This window comes from Shewanella sp. SP1S1-7, from assembly GCF_031932105.1.
Lineage (GTDB): Bacteria > Pseudomonadota > Gammaproteobacteria > Enterobacterales > Shewanellaceae > Shewanella > Shewanella baltica.
Genome location: NZ_JAUOEU010000035.1, coordinates 20,913 through 45,278, shown reverse-complemented (window position 1 = coordinate 45,278; position 24,366 = coordinate 20,913). Strand labels below are relative to the sequence as shown.

The following is a 24,366-nucleotide window of genomic DNA, read 5'->3' as shown; positions in this document are numbered from 1 at the left end:
CCCGCGACCGGGGTGCTCAGTGGCACGCCGAGCAATGCGGACGTGGGCAGTCATGCGGTGAGCCTAAAAGCGACCGATGCGGGCAGCTTAACGGCAGAGCAGAGCTTTACGCTGGTGGTGAGCAACGTCAATGATGCGCCAGTTATTTCTGGTACACCTAGCATTAAAGTTGAGGAGGATACTGCTTATAGTTTTGTGCCTGTAGCGAAAGATGAAGATGAAGATGATTCTTTAACTTTTAATATTGTTAATAAACCCTCATGGGCTGATTTCAATTCTGCTACCGGGGCATTAACTGGAACTCCTTCAAATGACGATGTTGGTATTACGACAGGTATTGTGATCTCAGTTTCTGATGGTGCGATTCAAGTTGATTTTCCTGTATTTGATATCGAAGTTGTCAATGTAAATGATGCGCCAGTGTTTGATTCTATGCCTGTTATTGAAGCAATTTCGATGGCTCCGTATCAGTATAAAGTTGTCACCTCGGATATAGATTTAGATAGTGAACTAACTGTTGCGCTTGAGTCTGCACCCAATTGGTTGGAGTTAACTGCAAGTAATAAGTTGGTAGGTACTCCTCCTTTAGATGCTGCTGACTCCTCTTTCAGTGTGGTGTTAAGTGTTACTGACGGGATTATAGACACTCCTGTGTTGCAAGAGTTTACTCTGGTTGTTAAGCAGGCTACTGAGACAAGTGTTGCGTTTAAGTTCTACTTTTCACCCGGTACAGCGACTGTTGATCAAAATGTCAATTTGATGATTGAGGTGACCAATATTGGCTATGCCCCATTGAAGGGATTAGATTATCAAATACACATAGATCCTGAGTTGAACAGTACAAAATTACCCTCTATTTGTAGTGAAATTACTGTTGGACTAGTAAGCTGTCATCTTGCTGATGATCTTGCTATTGGTATGACAGATACCCGTGCTATTGAACTTAACGTAGTTTCTGTTGAAACTGGTTTTACAAATGCGTCAATAGATCTGAGCGCCAATAATCTGGTTGATGCAGTTATACCTAAGAGCGCGAGTCTTTTATTAGCGAATACTTTGTCTGCCTTGTCTGGGCAAGTAATCACAAGCGTTCCTGCTGATACTGGTGTTATTGCGGATATAAATGGTGATGGACTGAATGACCTATTGGTGTATTTGCCATTAGAACAGTCAATACAATTAATGATCAATGACGGTGCAGGAATGCTAGTTTCGACTAACAAGCTAGTCATGAGCCAATTTGTTAGTTCTATGGCAGTTGCTGATCTTAATGGTGATGGAGTTCCTGATATTGTCACTATAGGAGGAAAAAACGGTGGGAATAGAGCTTATATTTTAGATGCTGACTTAAACGTACTGTTTGAAGATGCATTGGATGCAGTAATTGCCGACCTCATCTTAATTACTGATCTCGACTCTGATGGTGACCCTGAGGTTATTTTAGGAGGAGTCAATCAACCTACAATTGCCTTGTATTCTCACGTTGGGTCAGGCGAAATAGGATTACAGTTACTCAATGTCACAGTACCTTTTAATCTTGATACTAAAGTTACACAAGCACTTTCAAGCTCTATTCTAAATGTAACTGATACACCCACGTTACTATCCAGTAATAGTGGCGGTGTTAGCTCTATGGCTATAGTGAAAACAATGCTTGGCAATCAGCTTATTGTCTTCATTGAGGGTGAAGCTCCGATCCTTTACCAATATATTGATGATTATTGGGAAGGTGAAAAGGTCGCTTCGTTAAGTTCTGATGTGACACGTGTGGTGGCAACTGATATTAATGCTAATGGCCAAGCAGATCTATTCGTGTTCGATAAGGAAGGTTGGCACCTTATTTTAGATGCGCTTGGTGCCGAAGCCGTTCATAGTTCTGTTGCATTTCCATTTGTAGATAACCTAGTTGTTGTTGATCTTGAGGGAGATGGTATCGCTGAGATACTGTTACAGACATCGAGTGGTGTCAGTATTTGGCATTATCACAGTGTGAATGATATTCGGCCTGATGATGCGTTAATCGTGAGTAAGAATATTGCCCATATAGAACTCGTTGACCTCGATAACGACGGCGATTTAGATATTGTCGTATTTGATACTCAAGTGGGAGTGTCTATTTGGTATGTAAGCTCTACTGGTGCCATTGGACGTCAGGATGTTGATTTAGCTTTATTTGCAGATAGTACTTCGTTTCCAAAATTGAAAGAAGCGTCCATAGTCACTTGGACTGTTCAGAATAAGGGCATAGGGCAAGCAACAGAAGTTACGCTCGAGGTTACTTTAGACAGCCAATTACATTTGACTCAAATAGCACCCGGTTGTTCACTGTCAGATCTGGTTCTAAGGTGTTCAATCGGCACGTTAGCTGTTGGTGAGAGCCGTACTATCGAGATATGGGTGACTCCATTTATCAGTGGCAATTTGCGTATGAACGGTAGTGTTAATAGTCTTGAACATGATGTGAGCACCACTAATAATCAGCGTGAATTACAGTTAAATGTTATTTCACCTAAAGAGAATAACAGTGGTGGTAGTGTTCCATGGTGGGCGGTCGTTATCTTGATGCTGTTCATGCTGAGGAATAATATTTATTTTAAATCAAGACTTTAATAATAAAGTAACGATAAGTATACGGGGCTGTTAGGCTCTGTATATTTAGGTTTATGGAAGTAAAGTTATAGTTAAGGGATTTGTAATGGGAATAAAAAACTTTAGTTTTAGTGTAGTCACATTGAGCATTTCATTATTATCGTTCAATACCCTTAGTGAGTCACAGGTTTCATCTACATTACAAGATGACGGATTATTAAAGTTAATGGGAAAGTTGGAGTCAGTTAGAGATCCTAAATGTCACGCCACTGCTACACGATTAGAAGGGCTTATTTACGGGACACCGCTCAGTGAGGAAGCGCGATATATCAAAGCTGAATATCAAAAGCGACTTATTCGCAGTATTTGGCTTAAAACTGCAGACGCGAATCCAAAAGCCAACAGTCTAACACTAATGCAGATCAAAAATGTTGTTTCTGATTTATTTGAAACAAAGGAGCAGTCTTCAAAGTGGTTAATTAAGACGCCTAATAAAATAGTGGAAGTTGAAGCGAGAGATAAGAAACATTATGGTTCTATCGCTTACAGTTTCAGGGCTATGTTAGCAGTACAGCAAGATGCCTTGCTTGACTTAGATGTTAATTTACCACCTCTTGCAGATGATGCGATTCAATTTATTACCCAAGAGATCGATCTTGTAACCTTGTCTGTATTAAAACAAGCTGACCAATTAGCACGCAATCAGGATCAATATACTGTATCCGTACAAAATATTTCTGATAGCTGGTTAAGTTTATTCCCCGAAATAACGCTTAGAGCGGTGATTAATACCGCTTCGAAAGATATAAAAACGCAGAGTCAATCGTCCAAGTCAATTGTTAAAACAGGCATGTTAAATGAGCTATTTGACTTAAAAATCAACGCATTTCAGCAGTATAATCAAGTAAGCAGCACTCTTTTTGCTCGTAATTTACAAGTCTATTTTGCTAAGCTCGCATTACCTAAAGACTCACTACAAGCAACAGAGTTTAAAAAGTACTTCACTGAGGCTATGGTCGCTTTTTCGGCGAATTTTTATTTGTTGGCTCAGTCGCAAGTCACTGATGGAAAAGTAATTCGCGAAGTGGATGTGGCAAAAGCTGTAGATAAAATTTTACCCCATAGAGTTAACGAATATGAAGATGTCATTTTTTTTCCCAATTATCCATTAGCTCAACAAGTCGATATCGAAGCTTATGATATGGATTCTTTTCGCGACTCAGGGTTACATTGGCTATATCTTAAAGATGCACTCGCCGATCTTGGCGATAGAGTAACGCTTGAAGCCGATCCTTACGCAGCAGAGTTGTTGACAGAGGCAATAGCCCACTATGGTGTGTTACTGCTTCGAACAGCTGGCAATGAGGGTAAGCTACTAAATCAAACTGAGTTGCACTCAGATTTAGTGACCGCAGCTTATGAGAAGATTAATAAAGAAGTCGATTCTTACCATCAATACCAACCAAAACCTGCTATCGAACCTGTCATTAATTCAGCTGATAACACCGAAGAGGTTACGAATCATTATTTTAAAAATGTAACAGACAAGCAGAAAATTAATGCGGAGCATAGATCTTCTGACTGGTTGAGCCGTCAACTACGTAGTTATCTGAGCAAAGATGCCACAACTGGGATCAGTACAATCCCCCCTGCATTTGGTGGGGGCGGAGTCGCAGCAGAAGATCTGAATGCCGATGGACTGGCTGATATTTTAATACTAAGTGGATTGGGAAATAAACTGTATTTGAATCGTGGTAGCTATTTTGAAGATGTTACAGCGACTTCTGGTTTGAGTAATGTTAGTCAGCGTAAGCCCACACAGGGGAAAACAGGCCTAGCGGGGGAGCCACGTCAACCTTTGATTGCTGATTTCGATAACGATGGAGATCAAGATATTATGATCACCTATGTTGATGAGCCACATCGAATTTATAGCAATAATGGTGATGGTACATTTGTTGAAATGACCACAAAAGCACAATTAGGTGGGGCAGGACATGTGGGAGGACCTGCGACGACTCTTGATGTTAATAATGATGGGTTACTTGATATATACATTGAATATTTTGGTAATTATTTGAAGGGCGATTTACCCACGTTAAAACGTCGCAATAATAATGGTGATGCTAACGAGCTATTTATCAATAAAGGTAATTTCGTATTTGAAAAGGCCAAGGATGCTCTTGGAGCTAATAATACTGGCTGGGGGCAAGCTGTTACGCATACTGATTTGAACATGGATGGTTGGCAAGATCTTATTGTAGGCAATGATTTCGGTGTTAATGCCTACTACCTTAATCAACAAGGAAAAGCATTTGTGGATTATGCTCCCCAACTAGGAACCGATAAACCATCTTATACTATGAATCTCAGTCTGAGTGATCTTAATGGTGATGGTATTGCTGATATTTATGTTTCTAATATTGTTACTATGAATAAAGATCAAAAATATGTGTTACCAAGTGAAGATACAAAGGCTGAGTTTAATCCTGATAAATTAGCTAATATGCGAGTTGTGGAAGGAAATGATTTATTTATTTCTAAACTAACGAACAAGGGGGCTTTACATTATCAGCCTAGCAAAAAAGTGGGCCGTGGCTACTCATCTACAGGATGGGCATGGGATGCTGATTTTTTTGATGTGGATAACGACGGTGATGAAGACTTGTATGTGCTAAATGGTATGAATGATTATTATGTGTATTCATCTCAGAATCCTTATTATTCTGACCCAAATACGGGGGAGAATATGACTGGATATTTTCCTGATGCATCTAAGGCAAGTAATGTTTTTTTTCTAAATACCAATGGTGGTCTGGCAAATATGTCAGCTCAGAGTGGTTTAGATATAATCGCAAATTCACGTTCGGCAGCTTATCTTGATTTTGATAACGATGGCGATCTAGATGTCATAGTGAACAATTATCATGATAAAGCACAGCTATTTGAGAATCAGGCTAATACTCTTAATAATCATTGGTTGAAGATCCGTTTAATTGGTTCACCTGAAAATGGCGTTAATTTAGATGGGATTGGTGCTCAAATTATCGTGGGGTATGGTGATAAGGGGTATAGCTGGCGGCAAGTGTCGGGTAGTCAAGGGTATATGTCAGTGCACCCGAAAGAACAATCCATCGGTCTTGGCAAAGCAACTCTAGCTAAAGTGGTTATCATTTGGCCCAATGGTAAACGTCAAGGGTTAGATAATGTAAAAGCTAATCAATCCTACACTATTAAATATGAGGCGAAAGCTGTTCAGTGATGCGTTTATTTCTGCTATCGATAGTGCTGTTGAGTTACAGCGCTATCGCCGATAGTTATTCTTCACTTTTTGAAGCTAGGCGTGGTTGGTTCAATGAGCGGAATATTCTCGATAGCGCGATCAAAAAAAATGGGCAACCCAAATACGTTAATTCGTTAATTGCTGCTGAATCACCCTATTTACTGAGTCATTCGCTACAACCTGTCAATTGGTTGCAGTGGCAAGCCAGTTTTGAGCAAGCGTTTGCGAGTGAGAATAAACTGATATTTATTTCTATCGGCTACGCAACTTGTCATTGGTGTCATGTGATGGCACAGGAAAGCTTTAATTCTGAAGCTGTGGCGGCCATGCTAAATCGACATTTTGTGAGCATTAAAGTCGACCGTGAACAATGGCCATTGGTCGATAACCGTTACAAGCTTGCTTTAGAGCTTTTAAAGGGGGAGGCCGGGTGGCCAATCAATGTGATCTTAACGCCGCAAGGTAAGGTCATCTGGGCGGACTCTTACCTTCCCGAAAGCCAGTTTGTTAAAGTGATTAGCGCCCTAGGTCAGCGGTGGCAAACAAGCCCTGAATCTTTGCTCGCTGTCGCGGATAGAATATCGGCACAGTTAGCGACACCTTTTAATCCCGTGAGCCCTAATCATTTAGATCCAAATGTTGTCATTCGTGAGCTCAATGCTAAACGGTTAAAGACTTTGGCGGATGAAGCTCGTCGTAGTGGTCCAAGATTCCTTCGAGAATATTGGTTGTTGGGATTATTAGAACAATATCTTGCCTATGGTGATGAGCGCATTATTGATGTAGTAACACAGCATGTTGACACTATTTTATTGAGCCCAACTTATGATGCCATCGAGGGCGGTTTTCATCGTTATGCTGTAGATGGATTGTGGCAACAACCTCATTTTGAAAAGATGCTTTACACACAAGCATTTATGGTCAAAGTACTTGCGCGCCTCTACCTCATTACGGCTAAACCTCAGTATCTGTCAGCGATGGAGCAAACGATCAACTGGGTTGACAGTTTCTTATATCAACCCTATGGCCGCTCATCTGCAATGTCAGCTATTTCTGATGGCGGAGAGGGAAGTTATTACCGTTTTATTGAGACTGACCAAGCATTATTATCAGATGCAGGGTTTAATTTTTATGCCAATAGTCAGCCGAATTTAGTGGCATTAGCGAATTTAGATATGGATTGGCGCGATAATCAATGGCACCGGAAATTGGTCGCGTTACGCCATCAAAATGTTGCGCCCTTGGTCGATGAGAAAATTATCGTCAGTTGGAATGCGATGTATATTGATGCATTGGTTGATGCTTATCAGGTGACGAATAATGAGCAATTCTTAGCGACAGCCTCAGACATTGCCGATCAACTTTGGCTGATGGCGCGTCGTAATAATAAGCTGCACCGAATTGTTTTCCAAGGACGAGCCAGCATTGAGGCTACTTCTGAAGATTATGCTTGGTTTGCCAAAGCATTACTTAATTTGAGTCTCTATAAAACACAGTATCAATCTAATCTTGTCCAACACACTTCGGCTGAACATGCTAATAGGTTTTCTATTAGAGAACGAGCAGTTTGGTTGTTGGATGCATTGGTTAAAGATTATCGCTTTGAAACGTTACTAAAATTGAGTAACGATGGGGAGTTACCGTCGGTCTACTCGAGCGTTTATCAAGCGATGGCTTTAGGGCGCAGGAGCTTGGGCAGCAGGGAATATCGAACGATTGCGGATCAACTGATAAAGAATCATAGCTCGAAATCCGATGATATCGAAGGCAATTATAGTTTTTGGGCGGCGGCCGCACAGCAAACGGATAGCCCAGTTTTGCGAGCATCTTATTTTGCGAAAGGACATGGAAAGGTTTCACTGGTTCGTCGTGGGGACCATATGGAGGTTAAACTCGATTTAGAGTCTGGTTGGCATGTAAATGCAAATCCTAGTACCAATGAAAAACTGATAGCGACTGAAGTTGAAGTGGTAGGCGATGCTGCAGCTTTTAAGATAGGCTATCCCAGCCCACAGCTTAAGCAACTAGGTTTTAGTCAGTCACTCTTGAAGTTATACGACGATCAAACAAGCATTCTTTTACGCCCGACGTCTTCTTCATCAGTGAACATATCTGGCCCTACCAAGGTGAAAGTACGACTACAAGCCTGTTCAGACAAGCTCTGCTTATTACCTGAAACTATTATCTTATTGCTTTAATTGAGATGTTGTATACATGGGTGATGTGGCCTAACAATATTGGTCAGGCATTAATACATTCTCGTGTTCGCCACCAATGGAGTTTATTCAAACCAATATTGTGGGAACATACACGCTGCTCTAGGCATGCCGTGGCTACTATCAAGCTTTAGAACAAAAAACAACAGCACTGTTTTCGATTACATCATATTTCTACCGATGAGGTTTATGGCTCCCTTGGTGAGACGAGGTTATTTAGTGAAATCAGCGCCTATGATCTCAGTTTTCCCTATTCTGCTTGCAAGGCTTCGGCGGATCATCTGGTTCGTGCTTGGCATCGCACCTATGGATTACGGATAATTATTACTAACTGTTCTAATAATTATGGCCCTGTTCAATATCCTGAAAAGCTAATCCCTTTAATGGTGAATAATGCGTTATTGGGAAAACCACTACCCATTTACGGCAATGGCCCGCAGGTGCGGGATTGGTTATATGTCGATGATCATGTTAAGGCGTTATTTTTAGTCGCGACAGAGGGGCTGCTTGGGGAGACCTATAATATTGGTGGCTCAAATTAATGCACTAATCTTGTTGTGGTGCAGTTAATTTGCGATTTCTTAGAAGAACTTGCATGGATTTAGAATCTAGGGTGTTGCAGCACAACTGCTAGATCCTTGCTGCTACGGAACGTCACTGCGTGACTTACGGTTTACAGTACGGGCTTCGCTCTGACGGTGAGTGAGCTTGTGAGTCCCGCAATCTGTCCACCGTAAGCTCAGCATCTCGTTAGCCGTGAACAAAGTGTCGTAATCTAAGATCACTGCTTTACGTCATATTTCAAACCTAAACGGGACTAAGGGTAATGCTGAGCCATTTGGTTGGATTATCACTTTTCAGATTTAGTGGTTTGCCATAGGGGCAGATCAATAAATCATAGCGTTCAAGCTCTGTTAAATGGCCATTCTGGTCCAATATAACGGGTTCTAAACACAAAAGTAATTGCAGTGGCATGCCAACATTTTGCTCCTGTTCTGTGTTGAGTGTGTTTCTGCTTGAACCATAGGTAAAAGTGTCGTTAATGGAAATTTTTTCGATATTAGAGCGGTATTTTCCCCGTTTGGTCATTACATTGAAATCGAGAACTTTGTCACCCAGTAATTGGCTCTCAATTTGAGTTTCACCCTTAAAATTAAAAGGGGCATCATTGGGGATTAATATGGTGCCGCTATTGAGATTATCCCCTTGAATATGCAGTTTAAGTCCCTCACCTTCGAGTAAGCATAGTTGCCTGTCTATGCCAATAAATGAGGAAAAGGGTCCGTTGCTACTAATGCTGGCTATGCTTATTCGATAATCAAAGTTGGATAAATCCGCATTACTTGGGGAAATAAGTAACTGTTTGGTACTGCCGCCGCCATTTTTCCATGGTGTTGATGGGCAATCTTGGTAGCGGAGCAGTTGCGTGTGTTTATTTGAAGCCATTCCTTCGTCTCTGTATTTACCTTGAGGTTGATTAATGATGCTCGCTCATCCTTGAGCGTATACTTGTTCTGCTATTGTTTCTTTTTCAATACATAATTAGCGGCCAGATCACCGGTAATTCTTTTGCCTTCAGTATCTAATATGATCAGTTGATTCTCGCCGACCAGATATTGTGTGCCATCTTCCAAGGTGATTTTTTGGCCTTTCTCATCCCACGCTGCTTTGCCCATCAGTTTTAAAATCTTCTCATCTTTGCCCAAATAAACCGTTTCTTGAACAAAGCTATTATCAGATTGTAATGTGATCAGGGTTTGAATACCTTCGCAACTGGCGCAAGGCAACACACCTTCATAGCTGCCTGCCCAATCGAGTGAATTTTGACTGGTATCGCCGACAGGGACGGTTTTAGCGGCTTCTGTTTGAACTTGGGTCGTATCGACTGCTGTGTCTTCTTTTGGGGCTTCAGAGCAAGCCGTGGTAAATAAGGCCAGAAGTGCGATGTAACATAGTGATTTGTTCATAGTGGCTCCAATAGCATTTCAGGGTGTTATGGATTAAGTGTATTCATCATACCCGTCAAGGTTGGCAGAGCCTAACTTTGACTATTCCTAATTTATAACAATAGGTTAAGTTTTGTGTATTTGTATTCCACGTGGCGAGAGTGTTAGTGATTAGCCTAAAGTCTGTAACTAATAAGATGATAATTTATCCTTTGAAACTAGTCACTTTCGAGATTGAATCTATACTAAAGCTTAACTATTCATCGTAGACGGTGGTTCTGTGGCGTTATTTAAGAAAAGTGCTGATGTTATCGAGGATAAATCCCATAAGCCTAAACAAGGCATTTGGAAAGTTGCCATTATTGATGATGAGCCTGGGATCCATGAGGTGACTCGATTTGCCCTAAAAAATCTGACCTTAGATAATCGGGTATTACAGTTCTATTCCTGTTACAGCGCTGCGGAAGGCTTAGCGTTACTTCAAACCGAAACAGATATCGCATTGGCTTTTATTGATGTGGTCATGGAAACCGATCATGCCGGATTAGAGCTAGTTCAAAAAATCCGTACTGAGTTAAATAATCACAGCACCCGCATCATTTTACGTACAGGGCAGCCGGGACAGGCGCCTGAAGATCAAGTTATTCGGGACTTTGATATCAATGATTACAAGGCCAAGACAGAGCTTACCGCGGCTCGGCTTAAGTCTTGTGTCTACACTTCACTGCGTTCCTATCGCGATATTAAAATCATCGAGCAAAGCCAGAAGGGGATGGAGAAAGTCATTGCCGCCTCCACCTCTGTACTTAAAAGCCACACATTACATAATTTTGGCAGTGCGGTGCTCGAACAGACTTTACAGTTACTCAATCTTGAAAGCTCAGCCCTGTATCTCACCAGCTATCATCAAGACCTTTACCTCGATACCCAAATGAATCTTCTGGCCGCTACGGGTGAGATGATCAGTTACTGCGAAGGTGGCAGCGTTGAGACGCTACCAGGGGATGTACGTGAGTATATTATCGAGGCTATCGCGCTAAAAACCTCGCTCGTTCGTGACAATATTTACGTTGGGTTTTATGAGCTAAGTGGCCATGTCACCAGTATTTTATACTTGCAGCACAACACTAAATTAACGGATTTTCAAGTCAGTATTCTTGAGCTATTTGCGGCGAATGTGAGCTTAACTTTCGAGAATTTGTCGGGCCGTGAAAATGTGCAGCAGACGCAAAGGGAGCTGATTTTAATCATAGGCGATGCCATTGAGCAGCGTAGTAAAGAGACCGGAGCCCATGTACGTCGGGTTGCGCGCATGACTGAAATGCTCGCGATTGCCATCGGCATGCACGCGGACTTTATCGAAACGATTCGTTACGCCGCGCCTTTGCACGATGTGGGTAAAATAGGTATCCCTGAGAGCATCTTACATAAGCCAGGCAAACTTGATGCCGAGGAATGGGCGATCATGCAAACTCATGCCGAGAAAGGCTATAACTTGCTCGCCGGCTCAAATCGTATTATTGCCAAAATGGGTGCCCGAATTGCTTATACCCACCATGAGCGTTGGGATGGGCAAGGTTATCCCCGTGGAATTGCTAAGGAAGAAATCCCCATTGAAGGCCGACTCATGGCGATTGTCGATGTGATTGATGCGTTGCTTTCCAAGCGCAGTTATAAAGAGGCGTGGTCAGTCGATGCGGTACGAGAGTATATTTTGGCGCAATCGGGTAAGCAGTTTGACCCCGTATTGTGTGAAGCTAGCCTAAAACTGTTAGATGCGTTTGCCTCCCTACATATCCATATTCCGGACGAACCGCTATGACCCGAATGCTTGATCGAATTCTATTTGATGTCAGTAAGTCTCAGGTTATTGATGAGGGCGATCTCATTCAAGCCTCGCAACTTATTGTGAGTTCAATCTGTAAGGGATTACATATCTCGCGGGCGGGCATTTGGTTGTTTGGTCAGGATAATCAGACTATCGCTTGTTATTATTTACTCGACCACCAACAGCCACAAGAAGCGTTAGTGCTCACTCGCACGCAGTTTCCCCATTATTTCAGCTTACTCGACAATGAGCGCACCATTGTCGCTAATAAGGCGCAAACGGATCCTGCCACCAAAGAGTTTGTCGATACTTACCTGAAACCGAATCAGATCACCTCTATGCTGGATAGCCCCATTCGTCACCACGGCAAAATGGTGGGGATTATTTGTTCTGAGCATCAAGGTGAGGCGAGGGAATGGACGCGGGATGAAAAGGCATTTGCTTCGGCACTGGCCGATCTCTTTGGCCGAGCCATGAGTGCTAAAGAGATCCTCGAATACCAACAACAGCTCAAACTCATCAATACCGATTTGGAGCATCAAGTTGAACTGCGAACAACCGAACTCGAGACGGCCCTATCGACCTTAAAATCGACCCAAAAGCACTTAATTGAAAATGAAAAAATGGCCGCCTTAGGTAGCTTAGTCGCCGGTGTGGCCCACGAGGTGAATACGCCGCTGGGTATCGCGGTAACATCCGTGACCCATTGTTTGGATGAGTTATCGCTACTAAAAGGGTCATTCGAGAAAAACGACCTCGATGAAGATAAGTTTGTCAGTTTTATCAATACAATGCAGGACGGTTTATGTTTAATTGAGCGTAATCTTTCCCGCGCCGCAGAACTTGTTCATAACTTTAAACGCACTGCCGCAGATCAATCGATATTGGAACGTGAGCGCTTTAATTTAAAGAATTATATCTTCCAAATATTTAGTTCGTTAAAGCCCTTAATGCGTAAGAAAAACATCACTTTAAAAGTCGAACTTGATGACAATATTTTCATTGATTCCTACCCCGGCGCCATCGCTCAGATTTTTACCAATTTAGTCGCTAACAGTTTTCGCCACGCTTTCCCTGATGATTTTGTCGGAGATAAACAGATTGTCATTGTGGTTGAAAAGGAGGGATCGCAGATCAAGATGACTTATCAAGACAATGGCATCGGCATGTCCGATGAGGTGAAAGCCAAAGCATTCGAGCCATTTTTTACCACGGCGCGCCAAAGTGGTGGCACAGGTTTGGGGATGTCGATTATTTATAATCTGGTTACCCAAAAGCTCAATGGTCATGTTTCACTCTTCTCGGCACCAAATCAAGGGTTACGTATTGAGATGCTGATCCCCGAAAGTAGTAAGGGCGTAGATTAGTCAACACTCAGTTCAGCAAAGGCGTTTGTCTTGATTGAATGGCTCATGTCCTGTCATCCGTTCTTCCGGCTCGTCGTCTTTTATATGCTACAATCTTGGCACTTCACATGGCTTATCAATCTTAAATATTTCAATGAGAAAAGGCATTTTACTGGCGGGCGGTACTGGCTCGCGTCTTTATCCTATGACGCCGGTTGTCTGTAAGCAATTACTGCCCATTTACGATAAACCTATGATTTATTATCCACTTGTCACCCTGATGCAGGCTGGTATTCGAGACATCTTGAACATTTGTACTCCCCACGATTTGCCGCTATTCAAGGCATTACTCGATAAGCAGGTATTTGATGAAATGTAGCGCAACTGAGTTAGCCGAAGTACTGGTGTTTGAACCGCAAGTCTTTGGGGATTAACACGGTTTCTTTATGGAGACGTTTAGGCAATCCTATTTTGATGCCTGCTTTGCACAGCGGGGATTAGAGTCATGTGTGTTCGTGCAGGAGAATCATAGTCGCTCACAACGTAATGTCCTGCGAGGCCTGCATTTTCAACGGCGTAAACCGCAGGGTAAGTTAGTGCGGGTCTGTGCAGGGAGCATTTTTGATGTGGCCGTCGATATAAGGGCCGACTCTGCTACCTATGGGAAATGGGTTGGGCGAGTGCTATCGGCAGAGAATCATCTGCAAATGTGGATCCCACCGGGCTTTGCCCACGGTTTTTATGTTCTCAGCGATTATGCTGAAGTTATTTATCAATGTACCCAATATTATGATCCTGAAGATGAAAGTGTTATCGCGTGGAACAGTGCTGAATTTGCCATTGATTGGCCGTTAATTACCACACCGATTTTATCCGCGCGAGATAGTCTCGCCAGTGCAGCATCATAAAGCCAGCCTCGTCTTGTATTAAAAGGAAGGACAAGGCTGTGATATCGCTTAAAATGGCACTTGGTGTGCGGATTTCGGCAACCGATTGGTGGTTGGGATTTATCCCAAAGCCTAGTGTTGGCAAAAGCATTAGAGATCAGAGGTTGTGATTTTATTCATGTGAGTACTGGTGGACTAAGTCCGCTGCAACAAATTCCTGTCGCTGAGCACTTTCAAGTGCCTTTTGCCGAAGCCATTAAAGCTGAGGTCAACACGCCTCTGATTGCCGTGGGGTTAATCACAGACGCTAATAAAGCGGAAACGATTTTGGCACAAGGGCAGGCCGATGCTATTGCGCTCGCTCGTACTGTGCTCTATGACCCCCCATTGGCCATGGCGTGCTGCAGTAACCTTGGTGCAACGGTAAAGCACCGCCACAGTATTTACGCTCGTCGCCACATGGGGTGAAGTCGCCGATAGAGTAGGCCGCTTAATTTGCTATTCATCAGTGACATTAAGCCCTAAATTTTAACCAGTTTTTATGGGCAGAAAACAAAACGGGCAAGAATTATCTTGCCCGTTTTTAGTTTTAACTCGTACACATTATTTCGTGGGTTCAACACTCGGTTTGGTATACCAAGGTGCTCGCGCATCAGTAACATCAAACAAGTTGTACTTACGTCCAAGCATTTGGCCACCGTCACGGGTCAGGGGTGACCAAGCTAACATGGCACGACTGTGGGTTGACTTAATGGTCATCAAATCGAATGGAATAGAGATATAGAAGCCTTTCGTAAAGCTACCTTCGCCGTATTCTTCTGCTGATAAATCCGTTTTAGTCGCAAAGGCACCGACAATAACACCACTATCAAACTGCTTTGAAAAACTGACTGTCACACCTTTATCTTCGGTGAGATATTGTCCTGCACTGACAGTTAGTAAGGTATTGGGGAACCACTCTGGCTGATAATAAGCCGTTGCATGTCCAGTCACTACCCCTGTTTGTACTCTGTATGTTTGATTAGTTTGCGGATCATATTGGTGTTCGTCACTAAAGAATCCTAACACACTGTCTGGATCGCGCTGTTTTGCATAGTTTATATCAAAACCGAATGCCCATTGGCTATTGAGTGGACGATAGAGAAACTCTGTCCCTACACCGCCATACATCATCTCCAAATAACCACCATAGGCTTGATAGGAAATATTATCGCTTAGGTTATCCATCCAAGTGAGTTGGAGATTGTTGATACGCACTGGATTATCGTGAACGTATTGGCGAATTAGTGTACGAACCCGTTTTAATTGAGTTCCATCGGAAGGAATTTCATATACAAATTTATCATAGTTATCATAAAGATTTAGATAAATGGTACTGCCAAATTCAAAATTATCAGTAAACCTGTAGTTTGCACTACCAGTCAATCCAATATTGAACATATAGAAACCTTCATTACCGCCGAAGGATTGCACCATGCTGGGAACGACATTAAAACTTAATTTATTTAACCAATCGTCATCAACTTGCGTGACTAATTCGCCTTGAGGCAGTCTTGGTACAATAACTTGACTCGCATCACTAACCTTAGCATTGAGGTAACCAAAGCTGGCAACTTTGGCAAACTTTTCTGCATCGATAAGTGTTTCTGTAATAGGTTGATTATAGTGGGTCTCTATTAAGCGGTACTCTTTGATTTGAGTTCGAGTACTATTATTGGCGAGTATAGTTGCAGCTCTTTGATGGGCTTCATTTCTATCTCGAAATTTAGTTTGTTCACCAACGACTGTAATACTGTCGGAATCGAGATAAATCTTGGCATTGTTGTAGCCTGCAATAGTTTGCAGCTCTTCAGCAACCTTATTCCAATCAACAGCTGAGCTTGTTATTGGTTGCACCATTAAATTGCTATGAGCCACTTCCACTTTGGTATCTAAGGTGGTTTTAGTCGGTTTTGTTGAAGGTTCAACACCGCCTAGCGGTAAATTGACTGCTTGCACCTGCGTTAATGGCGCGGCAGGGAGCGGCTTATATTTCGCGGCTGCTGGATCACGCTTTATCTGAGTTAAGGTATTAAAGTTTGTTTGCAGACTAAAACCGAGCGTCCAAGTATTACCACGTTCATAACTTAAATGCAGATCGCCCCAGTCACCAAATCGGTATAGTAAACCATAGTTGAATTTGCTGTCCTGTGGCATAGCATTTCGCTCGCTGCCACGCACGACAGGGAAGTCGGATAGGTAATCGTTGCCGTCATATTCAAGCTTTAGCCGCAACGGTTCCCATGGCGTTTGATACTCAACGCCACCGAATAGTGCAGCACAGCCCTTAAACCAGCGTTGGTAATCGACTGTGCCGCCTTTGCCGCCAAAAGAAGTATCGCGATCGCAGTTATTGTTAAGATCCTTTTTATCTGAAGTTAGGTTGCCGCTATTACCGATATAACCCCAGCCAATCCCTAAGGTGAAGTCTAGTGGACCGACTCGTTTCGTCGCTGCAATAAACTCGCCATCGAATAACCCTGTGCCACCAAAGTCGCGCACACCGATAGAGGTTTCTGGGAGCCAGTTTGTTTCTTCAAGCAAACGAACTTTAAAGTCAATACCCTTATCAGTGTACTTAGTGTTACCACTGAAATTGGGATCGCTGCTATAGAGTAAATCCTGCACTTGGGTATAACGTACTGTGGTCTCAAACCAAGGAAACAGTTGTACTGAGGCAGTGAAGTGTTGGTAGTCTTCGTTATAGCTAGTGGCAAAATTAAACTCGCCTTCAGGGGCCATACGGCCAGTCGGCATTTGCATTAAACCTACACCGCCAAAATCCGATTGCGAGGCTAAAAGTGTAGGATAGGAAAATTCATCTGCAGTTACCTGGAGCAATGGTAATAATGCCAACGATAGTGCAGATAATCGACCTAAGGTATGGATTGAGTGGCTAGACTTTTTCATTACAGAGCTCGATTCCTGAGTAATTCAACAATGTTTTTATTCAGCTGAGTGTAGTCATCAAATAGACTTGAAAACTCAACGTAGAGACTCGCTCCAGGAGCAATATCTTGCTCTTGATGATTCCAATAAGCGATGGGTTGTTTTATCGCTTTGCCATCGGGTTGAATAATCCACACTGTGCTTGTTTCTGCATTATTGAGTAACCCAGCTTGCTTGAGATACTCTTTACTATCAATATTGGATTGCCATTGATAACTTCCCATCTGTTCGACGGCACCTAATAAAGTGACTGTTGTAGGGCGAGGCGGTAAAACCAGTAGAAAGCGACCATCAAGTCCAGCGTTAAATGATTGATTGATTCGAATTAGATCAATATCCAAAGGCTGTATTACACGCTGTCCAAGTTTGATCTTTCGTATAAACTGCGCAAGTTTTGCGAGCTGGGCGATATAATGACTATCATCCGTTGCCTCCCCCATCTGGATGAGTTGGCTGAGTACTTGTTGGCGTTTTGCTTCTAAACTCGCCGTATTTTTGATATCAAGCAGCGCAGCGCCTAACCAATAGATAGGTACAAGATTATTACTGCTGGATTTATTATGCATCGGAAGTTGGGTTAATCCATCACGTATCGCTTGTTCAATGCGTATTGTTTTTGGGTATGTTATTTCAATAACCGTATTTTGGTTAGCAGATGATGTGATTAAAAGTTGTGTTTCTGACTGAACGTGGTTAGACAAGAAAACACTAATCAGAAGCGTCAGAGATGTTAAATAAGGTCTCATAATGTCTCCACTAAGACGCAAACGGCTTGAGTAATGTGATATCGATAAAAGGAAGATTTGGGGCTATTTTTTGATGGCTTTTAATGACTTTGCCATTATCAGGTTTTAACCAAAATTCATTTTGGTATTGAATGTCAAGAGCTTCAACGGTCACTAATTCGCTATAATGTAGTGTTGGTGTTGAAGTACCGTTGATGACAATATTTTCTGCAGCGATAAATTCAAATTGAGAATTTGCTTTGTAGCCGTAATGATAACCTGGTTGCCAATCAATGGTCCTAGTCCACGTTTTTGGAGTACTGCTCAGATGTAAGCCTAGGAGTAAGGGATCGGGTTCTGTACTTTCTAGCCCAGCTAAATTCCCAGTTAGAAAATTATGGGTTTTGACTAAGCGACCGTTAACTGTAACTAACATACCATTATCAACAGAGAGCCATTTCAGCTCAGTTACTTTCTCTTCAGGCATAATAGGTGTTAAAGATATTTTAGGGTCGGCAAAAGCTAAAACCACAAAAGATTGTGAACCATCTTCAACTTTGACATAAATACTGGCATAGGGGATAGCATTCACTTGTTCATTGGTGAGTTGAATATCTCCATCTTTGATGAAAGCAAATTTGACAGTATCGTTGAATGCACTAATTTTTTGACTGCAACCTGTCATGCCAACTAATACTGTAGAAAGGGTGAATAACGATGTTAGAGTTTTAGATATACGCATCCTAGCTTCTTATTTTCATTAGTAAAAATGGCTAAACATATCGATATTAGACTGAGTTCAAGTCTATACACCAGATTGACGTTTCTTTTTCCTTCAAAAAATAACCGCCATCAGGCGGTTATTTTATAAACTAAGTTAATTTACTAACTAGTTTGTATAGGTAACAGTATTAACGGTACCTGTGATTGGGTTACCATCTGCATCATTTCCAATGACTACAACAGTGGCAATCACTACACCAACACCAATAGATGTTGCAACTAAAGTGCCGACACTAAGAGTAGATACATCAAAGCCCGCAGCAGTACCATCAACAACTGCAGTAGCATCAGCATTTGCCGCTACTGAAGTAAACATTGAAAGTGCAGCAATAAGTGCTAGTGAAGTTTTTTTCATCTTGATTCCCTTTTAGAAAAAATTTAAGTGATTTTTAGCTAATCTAGTAAAACATGATAGGGGATACTAGCTAAATGATCAATCTTAAATCCTAAAGAGGATTCAGGCTTTCGATTGAAATTTTACTTAACTTTAGCTAAGCCCATTTATTTTAATGAGTTATTTATATTTGCTATGAACACGTCATAGATACTTGCCATTATAAATCTGCTTTAGTCAATGAGTGCTGCATCATAGCTGTTAGCGATGAGATTCTGCGCTATTTTCTGACTTTAAACCAAAAAACGCTTTTAGTTCGTCAATTTGCTCCATGGCATCTTTATAGCCTAAGTCGATTAATGCGCTGGTGTAGGTTTTTTCGAATAGCAGGTAGGACACGATACTCGAGTCGGATTGCCTATCAATGCCGATAAAACCGAGTAAGGTTTTTACTGCCCATGGCATGTCATCGTAGAAGCGGGCGGCAATTTTACTGAGGTCTTCGCTGGGCTTGATGACTAAGGTTTTAATTGGATGCAAGGCCAGCTTGTTGCGGCTTGACTCGGGAATGAGACTTAAGGTGTTGTTGATCCTTTCGAGCCGCTCAAGGTCACTGTTTAAGGTATCTGAAAAGATAGTATCGAGCAGGTGGCCTGCTATGGTTGCTGTTTTCGGGTGATACTCCAGTTCCATTGGGAAGTGTTTGTGTGGGCTCTCTAGGTTAATGACTAAGAGTTTTTCTGCGCCTAAATGGATAGGGCTTGAGAGCGGTGCTAGCTGGTGGACCGAACCATCACCATAATAGGCTTGGTTGAGTTTAATCGAGGGGAACACCATAGGAATGGCCGAACTGGCGAGTAGGTGTTCAGTGTTGAGCATCATACGTTCGCCACTGCGTCTAGCGCGGGTCCAGTTTTCGATATCCCGTGATGCTTGGAAAAAACTTACTGAGCGTGAGTTGTTGTAGCAAGAGGCATCGACGCTGAGTGCGGTGAGGGCGCCGCTGCGAATATTACGATCGATGCGTTTAAAATCGATTAATTCATTGAGCAGTTTTCGAAGAGGATCGTTATCGAGCAGACTGCCAGCGTCGGTATTAACCTTATCATCCTGCATGCCTTTGAGTGCCATTTTACCAAGGTGACCAAGCACGCCAGTGATGGATGCGCGATAGACTTTGCGAGTTTCAAAATGGCGCCACACCCATTCAAGCTTTTTGACGCCAAGATGAAAACAAGAAGCATGGGTAGCAATGGAAGTGCCATTAATGGCACCTGCCGAGGTGCCACAAATGATTTTAAAGGGAATGCCATGATTACGCGGATAAAGCTGAACCAGTGCTTTTAGCACGCCGACTTGATAGGCGGCTCTTGCGCCGCCGCCACCTAAGACTAATGCAGTTGATGTAGGCAATCTTCAGACTCAATTTATTGTTTTAATAGTTTTATTAAAGCAACGCCCTCCTATAAAAAGCAAGTCGGTAGACTCAATTAGTTGCAAATTTCGATTTATAGTTTATTCGATTGCTGCAATATTTCGCTTTAGACAATTAATCCGCTGTAATCTTGATTGTTTGGCTGAGGCCAAAACAATGCTCTGCTGTTGGAAACTCAGCGGTTCTTACTTCTCTGGCGTATTCGGCGCAGGTGTGAGTGATTAAGGAGCTTAGGTCGATATAGCGTTTGGCAAATTTAGGCGTGTAGTCAGAAAATAAGCCTAAAATATCCTCAGTCACGAGCACTTGACCATCGCAGGCGGGTGAGGCGCCAATGCCGATTACGGGGATTGAGACTTCTGCCGTTACTGTACGCGCCGCGAGCTCGGATGTGCCTTCAATCAGTATGCTAAAAGCGCCAGCCTGCTCAAAGTCTTTCGCTAAACGAACGAGGGCTTCGATGGCGGCAGCATCCCTTGCTTGGGTTTTAAATCCACCTAATTGATTGACGTGTTGTGGCATCAATCCTATGTGTGGCATCACAGGGATGCCTCGCTGGGTTAAAAAGCGAGTGGTGTCGAGCATCTCTGCGCCCCCTTCGAGTTTTACCGCCTGCGCGCCAGTACGTATTAATACTTGGCTGGCATGTCTAAAGGCTTGCTGAGGCGATTCTTGATAACTCCCAAAGGGCATATCGATAATCACGCAGGCATGTGCTGCGCCGCGAGTGACAGCAAGACCATGATTAATCATCATTTCTAAGGTAACCCCTAGTGTAGAGTCTTGCCCATAAACCACCATACCGACGGAGTCGCCGACGATAATCATATCCACATGGGGATCGATAAGTTCCGCCATCGGTTTTTCATAGGCGGTGAGGGCGACTATTGGCGTTTTGCCTTTCATTTTCTGTAAGGTAACGGGCGTTACGCGGTTTTTATTCATGTGGATGCTCATGTCATCTCCAATTTATTAAATCTGAGAGGCATGTTAGCGCTTGCTGCTTTGGCGTTAGCTCGATAGATTGACTTAATATCTAGATAAAAAGACACTTCTATACATAAAAGTGCTTTTATAGAAAGAGGCGCTTTTATGCGGAAGAGGCTCGAGAATACGAAAAGAAGCTTCGATATAAAAATCACCTTGGGCGATAACACCTTGAGTCAAGTAACTGACACTCCATTATCTCAGCAGCACATCACTCAGCACACTCAGGTCGCACCTTCACGTTTAGCCGCCGCAGGGCTAAGCGCGTCCATCATGTTGCTTAAGCGAACACTCATGCCGTATGAACATGTGCAGCGCCATCGTCATTCTTGGGGACAGGTCATTTATGCCAGCCAAGGTGTGTTGAGTGTGATTACGCCAGCGGGGCGTTACATAGTGCCGCCTGAACAAGCAGTGTGGGTGCCTCCCTTTGTCGATCATGAGGTTATCGCGCTAGGTCAGGTGCAATTGAGCAGTTTGTATTTGGATGACACCCAGATAGGCGGTTTTCCACCCGACTGTACTTGTTTGAGTGTGAAGCCTGTTTTGCAGTTGTTACTGCAAGAGGCTAATGCCTTGATGAAGAGTGAGGCTGGGCTGATTGATCCCGATTTTAAGGATAGCGTCATGCGACTCTTGATGGTGATCCGTGATTTTATTGTGCTCGCCCCTAAGGTCGCCTTGGATTTACCTTATCCTAGGGATAAAAAATTACTGCGCATTACAGAGGCTTTGCTTGCGGATCCAAGTGAGCAACGTACTTTGGTGGATTGGCAGCGGGAGGTCGGCGCCTCGGCCCGCACGTTAGCGAGATTATTTAAACAGCAAACTGGGCTAAGTTATAGCCAATGGTTGCAAAGGCTTAGGTTGCAGGTGGCGATTCAAATGCTCAGTCGAGGTGAATCAGTGCTCACTACAGCGTTATCTTTAGGTTATGCCTCGGGTTCAGCCTTTGGTTATATGTTTAGGCAGTTGATGGGCGTCGCTCCGAGTCAGTACCTGTTAGCGCAAAATACCTTGCCAAAAATACAGTGCCAAAAATACAAAGATAAACAGCTACAGATAAAAGTCATGTCGTGAGTGATCGACGAAGGTCAATAAAAGTCCAATAAAAAGCCAATAAAAAAACGCACTTAAGCTGGGCTTAAGTGCGTTTCGTTTTTGATCGTTAAGCTTTTCTATATTTCGCGTTGAGGCTTAGCCTTTCACTGCGTTTTTCAGGAAGTCGAGCAGTTGATCAAATGGAATATCTTGCTTTTCACCGGTACGGCGGTTTTTGTATTCAAATACGCCAGCATCGATATTGCGATCGCCAATCACCACTGTGTGTGGGATACCAATCAGTTCCATATCGGCGAACATTACGCCTGGACGCTCTTTACGATCGTCCAGTAATACGTCAATACCCGCTTCGTTTAAGTCTTTGTATAACTGCTCGGCGATATCGGTTACGCGGTGCGACTTGTGCATGTTCATTGGCAGAATGCCCACGCTAAATGGCGCAATCGCCTCTGGCCAAATGATGCCACGGTCATCGAAGTTTTGTTCGATGGCTGCTGCCACAATACGGCTCACGCCGACACCGTAACAACCCATCAGTAGCACCTGTGACTTGCCATTTTCGTCAAGTACAGTCGCGTTCATCGATTTAGAATAGTTAGTGCCCAGTTGGAAAATATGGCCCACTTCGATACCGCGTGCCATAGCATAAGTGCCTGAACCATCAGGTGTTGGCTCGCCTTCGACTACGTTACGGATGTCGGCAACTTGCGCTGTCGGCAGATCGCGTTCCCAGTTGATACCAAAATAATGTTTATCATCAACGTTAGCACCGGCGGCAAAATTGCTCATGACGCTAACGCTGTGATCGATAACGATAGGGATTTTAAGACCGATAGGGCCAAGTGAACCTGGACCTGCGCCGATGGCGTCACGGATCAGCGCTTCTGGCGCCATTTCTACTGGTGATGCCACTAAGTCTAACTTGTCGGCTTTGACTTCGTTGAGTTCATGGTCACCGCGAACAATCAACGCCACTAGCGGAGCAGCTTCGGTCGCACCTTTAACGATCAAGGTTTTGACAGTTTTGGTGATATCCAGATCAAACTGCTCAACCAATTCAGCAATGGTTTTTGCATTTGGGGTATCGACTAAACGCAATGCTTCAGTGGCTGCGCCGCGTGGTTCAGTTGGCATAGGTGATTCAGCTTTCTCAATGTTAGCCGCGTAATCGCTGCCCGTTGAGTAAGCAATTAAATCTTCACCGCTTTGTGCCAGAACGTGGAACTCGTGTGACATGCTGCCACCGATAGAACCTGTGTCAGCTAATACTGGACGGAAGGCTAAGCCCATGCGCGTTAGAATGTTGCTGTAGGCGTTGTACATGGCCTCATAGGTTTCATTCATGGTATCGACGTCAAGGTGGAAAGAGTAGGCGTCTTTCATCAAGAATTCGCGTGAGCGCATCATGCCAAAACGTGGACGAACTTCGTCACGGAATTTGGTTTGGATTTGGTAAAGGTTCAGCGGTAATTGCTTGTATGAGCTGACTTCTTTACGGATCAGGTCAGTGATCACTTCTTCGTGGGTTGGGCCCAGTACGAAGTCGCGATTGTGGCGATCTTTAAAGCGCAGCAGCTCGGGACCAAACTTTTCCCAACGACCTGTTTCTACCCACAAGTCTGCCGGTTGCACCATAGGCATTAGAATTTCAATTGCACCGGCTTTGTTCATTTCTTCACGAACAATGGCTTCGACTTTACGCAGTACGCGTAAGCCCGTGGGGAGATAGCTATAAAGGCCCGACGCATTACGACGGATCATGCCCGCACGTAACATTAATTGATGACTAATGACTTCTGCGTTGGCAGGAGTTTCTTTCTGTGTTGATAGCAGGTACTTGCTGACGCGCATTACCGATGTCCAAATTTGAGTTGAATGGTCGCCATTTTATCACCTGCTTTGATGATGTCACCTACGTATTTAGGTTAAATTCAACTAGCTGGGAGACAAATAGCAT

General features: G+C 43.2%; 15 protein-coding genes and 4 pseudogenes. 10 read left to right on the top strand and 9 right to left on the bottom strand.

Translation table 11 applies throughout. From position 1 onward, the window contains the following. The 4 genes and pseudogenes from Q4Q49_RS19705 to Q4Q49_RS19690 form a co-directional block, all read left to right on the top strand. The coding region (locus tag Q4Q49_RS19705) for an FG-GAP-like repeat-containing protein (protein ID WP_312000227.1) at positions 1-2,610 on the top strand (2,610 nt) is incomplete at its 5' end. 85 nt (positions 2,611-2,695) lie between these two features. After that, entirely contained in the window at positions 2,696-5,851 is a 3,156-nt protein-coding gene (locus Q4Q49_RS19700) for a CRTAC1 family protein (protein WP_312000226.1), read from the top strand. Next, positions 5,851-8,070: a DUF255 domain-containing protein gene (locus tag Q4Q49_RS19695; protein ID WP_311991686.1), complete on the top strand. Its 2,220-nt coding sequence runs from the start codon at positions 5,851-5,853 to the stop codon at positions 8,068-8,070. The genes Q4Q49_RS19700 and Q4Q49_RS19695 overlap by 1 nt, the downstream gene beginning before the upstream one ends. A gap of 61 nt (positions 8,071-8,131) precedes the next feature. Then, positions 8,132-8,627, top strand: a pseudogene (locus Q4Q49_RS19690) (dTDP-glucose 4,6-dehydratase); the annotation flags it as partial. A gap of 268 nt (positions 8,628-8,895) precedes the next feature. On the opposite strand, the gene Q4Q49_RS19685 reads toward Q4Q49_RS19690, so the two are convergent. Together Q4Q49_RS19685 and Q4Q49_RS19680 are read right to left on the bottom strand one after the other, a co-directional pair. Beyond that, on the bottom strand, positions 8,896-9,534 hold the full coding sequence (locus tag Q4Q49_RS19685) for a HutD family protein (protein ID WP_312000225.1): 639 nt from the start codon (positions 9,532-9,534) through the stop codon (positions 8,896-8,898). A gap of 71 nt (positions 9,535-9,605) precedes the next feature. Continuing rightward, positions 9,606-10,055 (bottom strand): copper resistance protein NlpE, encoded by a 450-nt coding sequence (locus Q4Q49_RS19680; protein ID WP_312000224.1) that lies wholly within the window; start codon positions 10,053-10,055, stop codon positions 9,606-9,608. Between the two features lie 259 nt (positions 10,056-10,314). On the opposite strand from Q4Q49_RS19680, the gene Q4Q49_RS19675 reads away from it, so the two are divergent. The 5 genes and pseudogenes from Q4Q49_RS19675 to Q4Q49_RS19655 form a co-directional block, all read left to right on the top strand. Further along, positions 10,315-11,856, top strand: a complete 1,542-nt coding sequence (locus Q4Q49_RS19675) for a DUF3369 domain-containing protein (protein WP_006085562.1) — start codon at positions 10,315-10,317, stop codon at positions 11,854-11,856. After that, on the top strand, positions 11,853-13,229 hold the full coding sequence (locus tag Q4Q49_RS19670; RefSeq protein ID WP_312000223.1) for a GAF domain-containing sensor histidine kinase: 1,377 nt from the start codon (positions 11,853-11,855) through the stop codon (positions 13,227-13,229). The genes Q4Q49_RS19675 and Q4Q49_RS19670 overlap by 4 nt, the downstream gene beginning before the upstream one ends. 133 nt (positions 13,230-13,362) lie before the next feature. Then, a pseudogene (locus tag Q4Q49_RS19665) lies at positions 13,363-13,560 on the top strand (sugar phosphate nucleotidyltransferase); the annotation flags it as partial. Positions 13,561-13,576: 16 nt separating this feature from the next. Continuing rightward, positions 13,577-14,116, top strand: a pseudogene (gene rfbC, locus Q4Q49_RS19660) (dTDP-4-dehydrorhamnose 3,5-epimerase). 32 nt (positions 14,117-14,148) lie between these two features. Continuing rightward, positions 14,149-14,580: pseudogene (locus Q4Q49_RS19655) on the top strand (tRNA-dihydrouridine synthase); the annotation flags it as partial. A 118-nt stretch (positions 14,581-14,698) separates the two neighbouring features. Here Q4Q49_RS19655 and Q4Q49_RS19650 read toward each other — a convergent pair. The 6 genes from Q4Q49_RS19650 to panB all read right to left on the bottom strand — a co-directional run bounded on the left by Q4Q49_RS19650 (position 14,699) and on the right by panB (position 21,317). Beyond that, the gene (locus Q4Q49_RS19650) at positions 14,699-17,044 is read right to left on the bottom strand and encodes a YjbH domain-containing protein (protein WP_312000222.1); all 2,346 of its coding nucleotides are present in this window, start codon (positions 17,042-17,044) and stop codon (positions 14,699-14,701) included. After that, positions 17,044-17,829: a capsule biosynthesis GfcC family protein gene (locus Q4Q49_RS19645; protein WP_311991119.1), complete on the bottom strand. Its 786-nt coding sequence runs from the start codon at positions 17,827-17,829 to the stop codon at positions 17,044-17,046. The genes Q4Q49_RS19650 and Q4Q49_RS19645 overlap by 1 nt, the downstream gene beginning before the upstream one ends. A gap of 10 nt (positions 17,830-17,839) precedes the next feature. After that, entirely contained in the window at positions 17,840-18,550 is a 711-nt protein-coding gene (locus tag Q4Q49_RS19640) for a YjbF family lipoprotein (RefSeq protein WP_311991118.1), read from the bottom strand. A 147-nt stretch (positions 18,551-18,697) separates the two neighbouring features. Next, positions 18,698-18,946 (bottom strand): hypothetical protein, encoded by a 249-nt coding sequence (locus Q4Q49_RS19635; protein ID WP_220590687.1) that lies wholly within the window; start codon positions 18,944-18,946, stop codon positions 18,698-18,700. Between the two features lie 240 nt (positions 18,947-19,186). Continuing rightward, the gene (locus Q4Q49_RS19630; protein WP_106651022.1) at positions 19,187-20,338 is read right to left on the bottom strand and encodes a patatin-like phospholipase family protein; all 1,152 of its coding nucleotides are present in this window, start codon (positions 20,336-20,338) and stop codon (positions 19,187-19,189) included. A 136-nt stretch (positions 20,339-20,474) separates the two neighbouring features. Then, on the bottom strand, positions 20,475-21,317 hold the full coding sequence (gene panB / locus Q4Q49_RS19625; RefSeq protein WP_311991116.1) for a 3-methyl-2-oxobutanoate hydroxymethyltransferase: 843 nt from the start codon (positions 21,315-21,317) through the stop codon (positions 20,475-20,477). Between the two features lie 186 nt (positions 21,318-21,503). On the opposite strand from panB, the gene Q4Q49_RS19620 reads away from it, so the two are divergent. Beyond that, positions 21,504-22,427 carry a helix-turn-helix transcriptional regulator gene (locus Q4Q49_RS19620; RefSeq protein WP_312000228.1) on the top strand — a complete coding sequence of 308 codons (924 nt, stop codon included), beginning with the start codon at positions 21,504-21,506 and terminating at the stop codon, positions 22,425-22,427. 117 nt (positions 22,428-22,544) lie between these two features. Here the strand turns inward: Q4Q49_RS19620 and Q4Q49_RS19615 are convergent, their stop codons facing one another. Beyond that, the gene (locus Q4Q49_RS19615; protein ID WP_312000221.1) at positions 22,545-24,260 is read right to left on the bottom strand and encodes a proline--tRNA ligase; all 1,716 of its coding nucleotides are present in this window, start codon (positions 24,258-24,260) and stop codon (positions 22,545-22,547) included. Positions 24,261-24,366 lie beyond the last annotated feature (106 nt).

Excerpts from the sequence above, each read along its gene's own strand:
- Q4Q49_RS19615 (WP_312000221.1), bottom strand. The coding sequence starts at position 24,260 with ATGCGCGTCAGCAAGTACCTGCTATCAACACAGAAAGAAACTCCTGCC.
- Q4Q49_RS19680 (WP_312000224.1), bottom strand. The coding sequence starts at position 10,055 with ATGAACAAATCACTATGTTACATCGCACTTCTGGCCTTATTTACCACG.
- Q4Q49_RS19640 (WP_311991118.1), bottom strand. The coding sequence starts at position 18,550 with ATGCGTATATCTAAAACTCTAACATCGTTATTCACCCTTTCTACAGTA.
- panB (WP_311991116.1), bottom strand. The coding sequence starts at position 21,317 with ATGAGCATCCACATGAATAAAAACCGCGTAACGCCCGTTACCTTACAG.
- Q4Q49_RS19635 (WP_220590687.1), bottom strand. The coding sequence starts at position 18,946 with ATGAAAAAAACTTCACTAGCACTTATTGCTGCACTTTCAATGTTTACT.
- Q4Q49_RS19685 (WP_312000225.1), bottom strand. The coding sequence starts at position 9,534 with ATGGCTTCAAATAAACACACGCAACTGCTCCGCTACCAAGATTGCCCA.
- Q4Q49_RS19695 (WP_311991686.1), top strand. The coding sequence starts at position 5,851 with ATGCGTTTATTTCTGCTATCGATAGTGCTGTTGAGTTACAGCGCTATC.
- Q4Q49_RS19650 (WP_312000222.1), bottom strand. The coding sequence starts at position 17,044 with ATGAAAAAGTCTAGCCACTCAATCCATACCTTAGGTCGATTATCTGCA.
- Q4Q49_RS19700 (WP_312000226.1), top strand. The coding sequence starts at position 2,696 with ATGGGAATAAAAAACTTTAGTTTTAGTGTAGTCACATTGAGCATTTCA.
- Q4Q49_RS19645 (WP_311991119.1), bottom strand. The coding sequence starts at position 17,829 with ATGAGACCTTATTTAACATCTCTGACGCTTCTGATTAGTGTTTTCTTG.
- Q4Q49_RS19670 (WP_312000223.1), top strand. The coding sequence starts at position 11,853 with ATGACCCGAATGCTTGATCGAATTCTATTTGATGTCAGTAAGTCTCAG.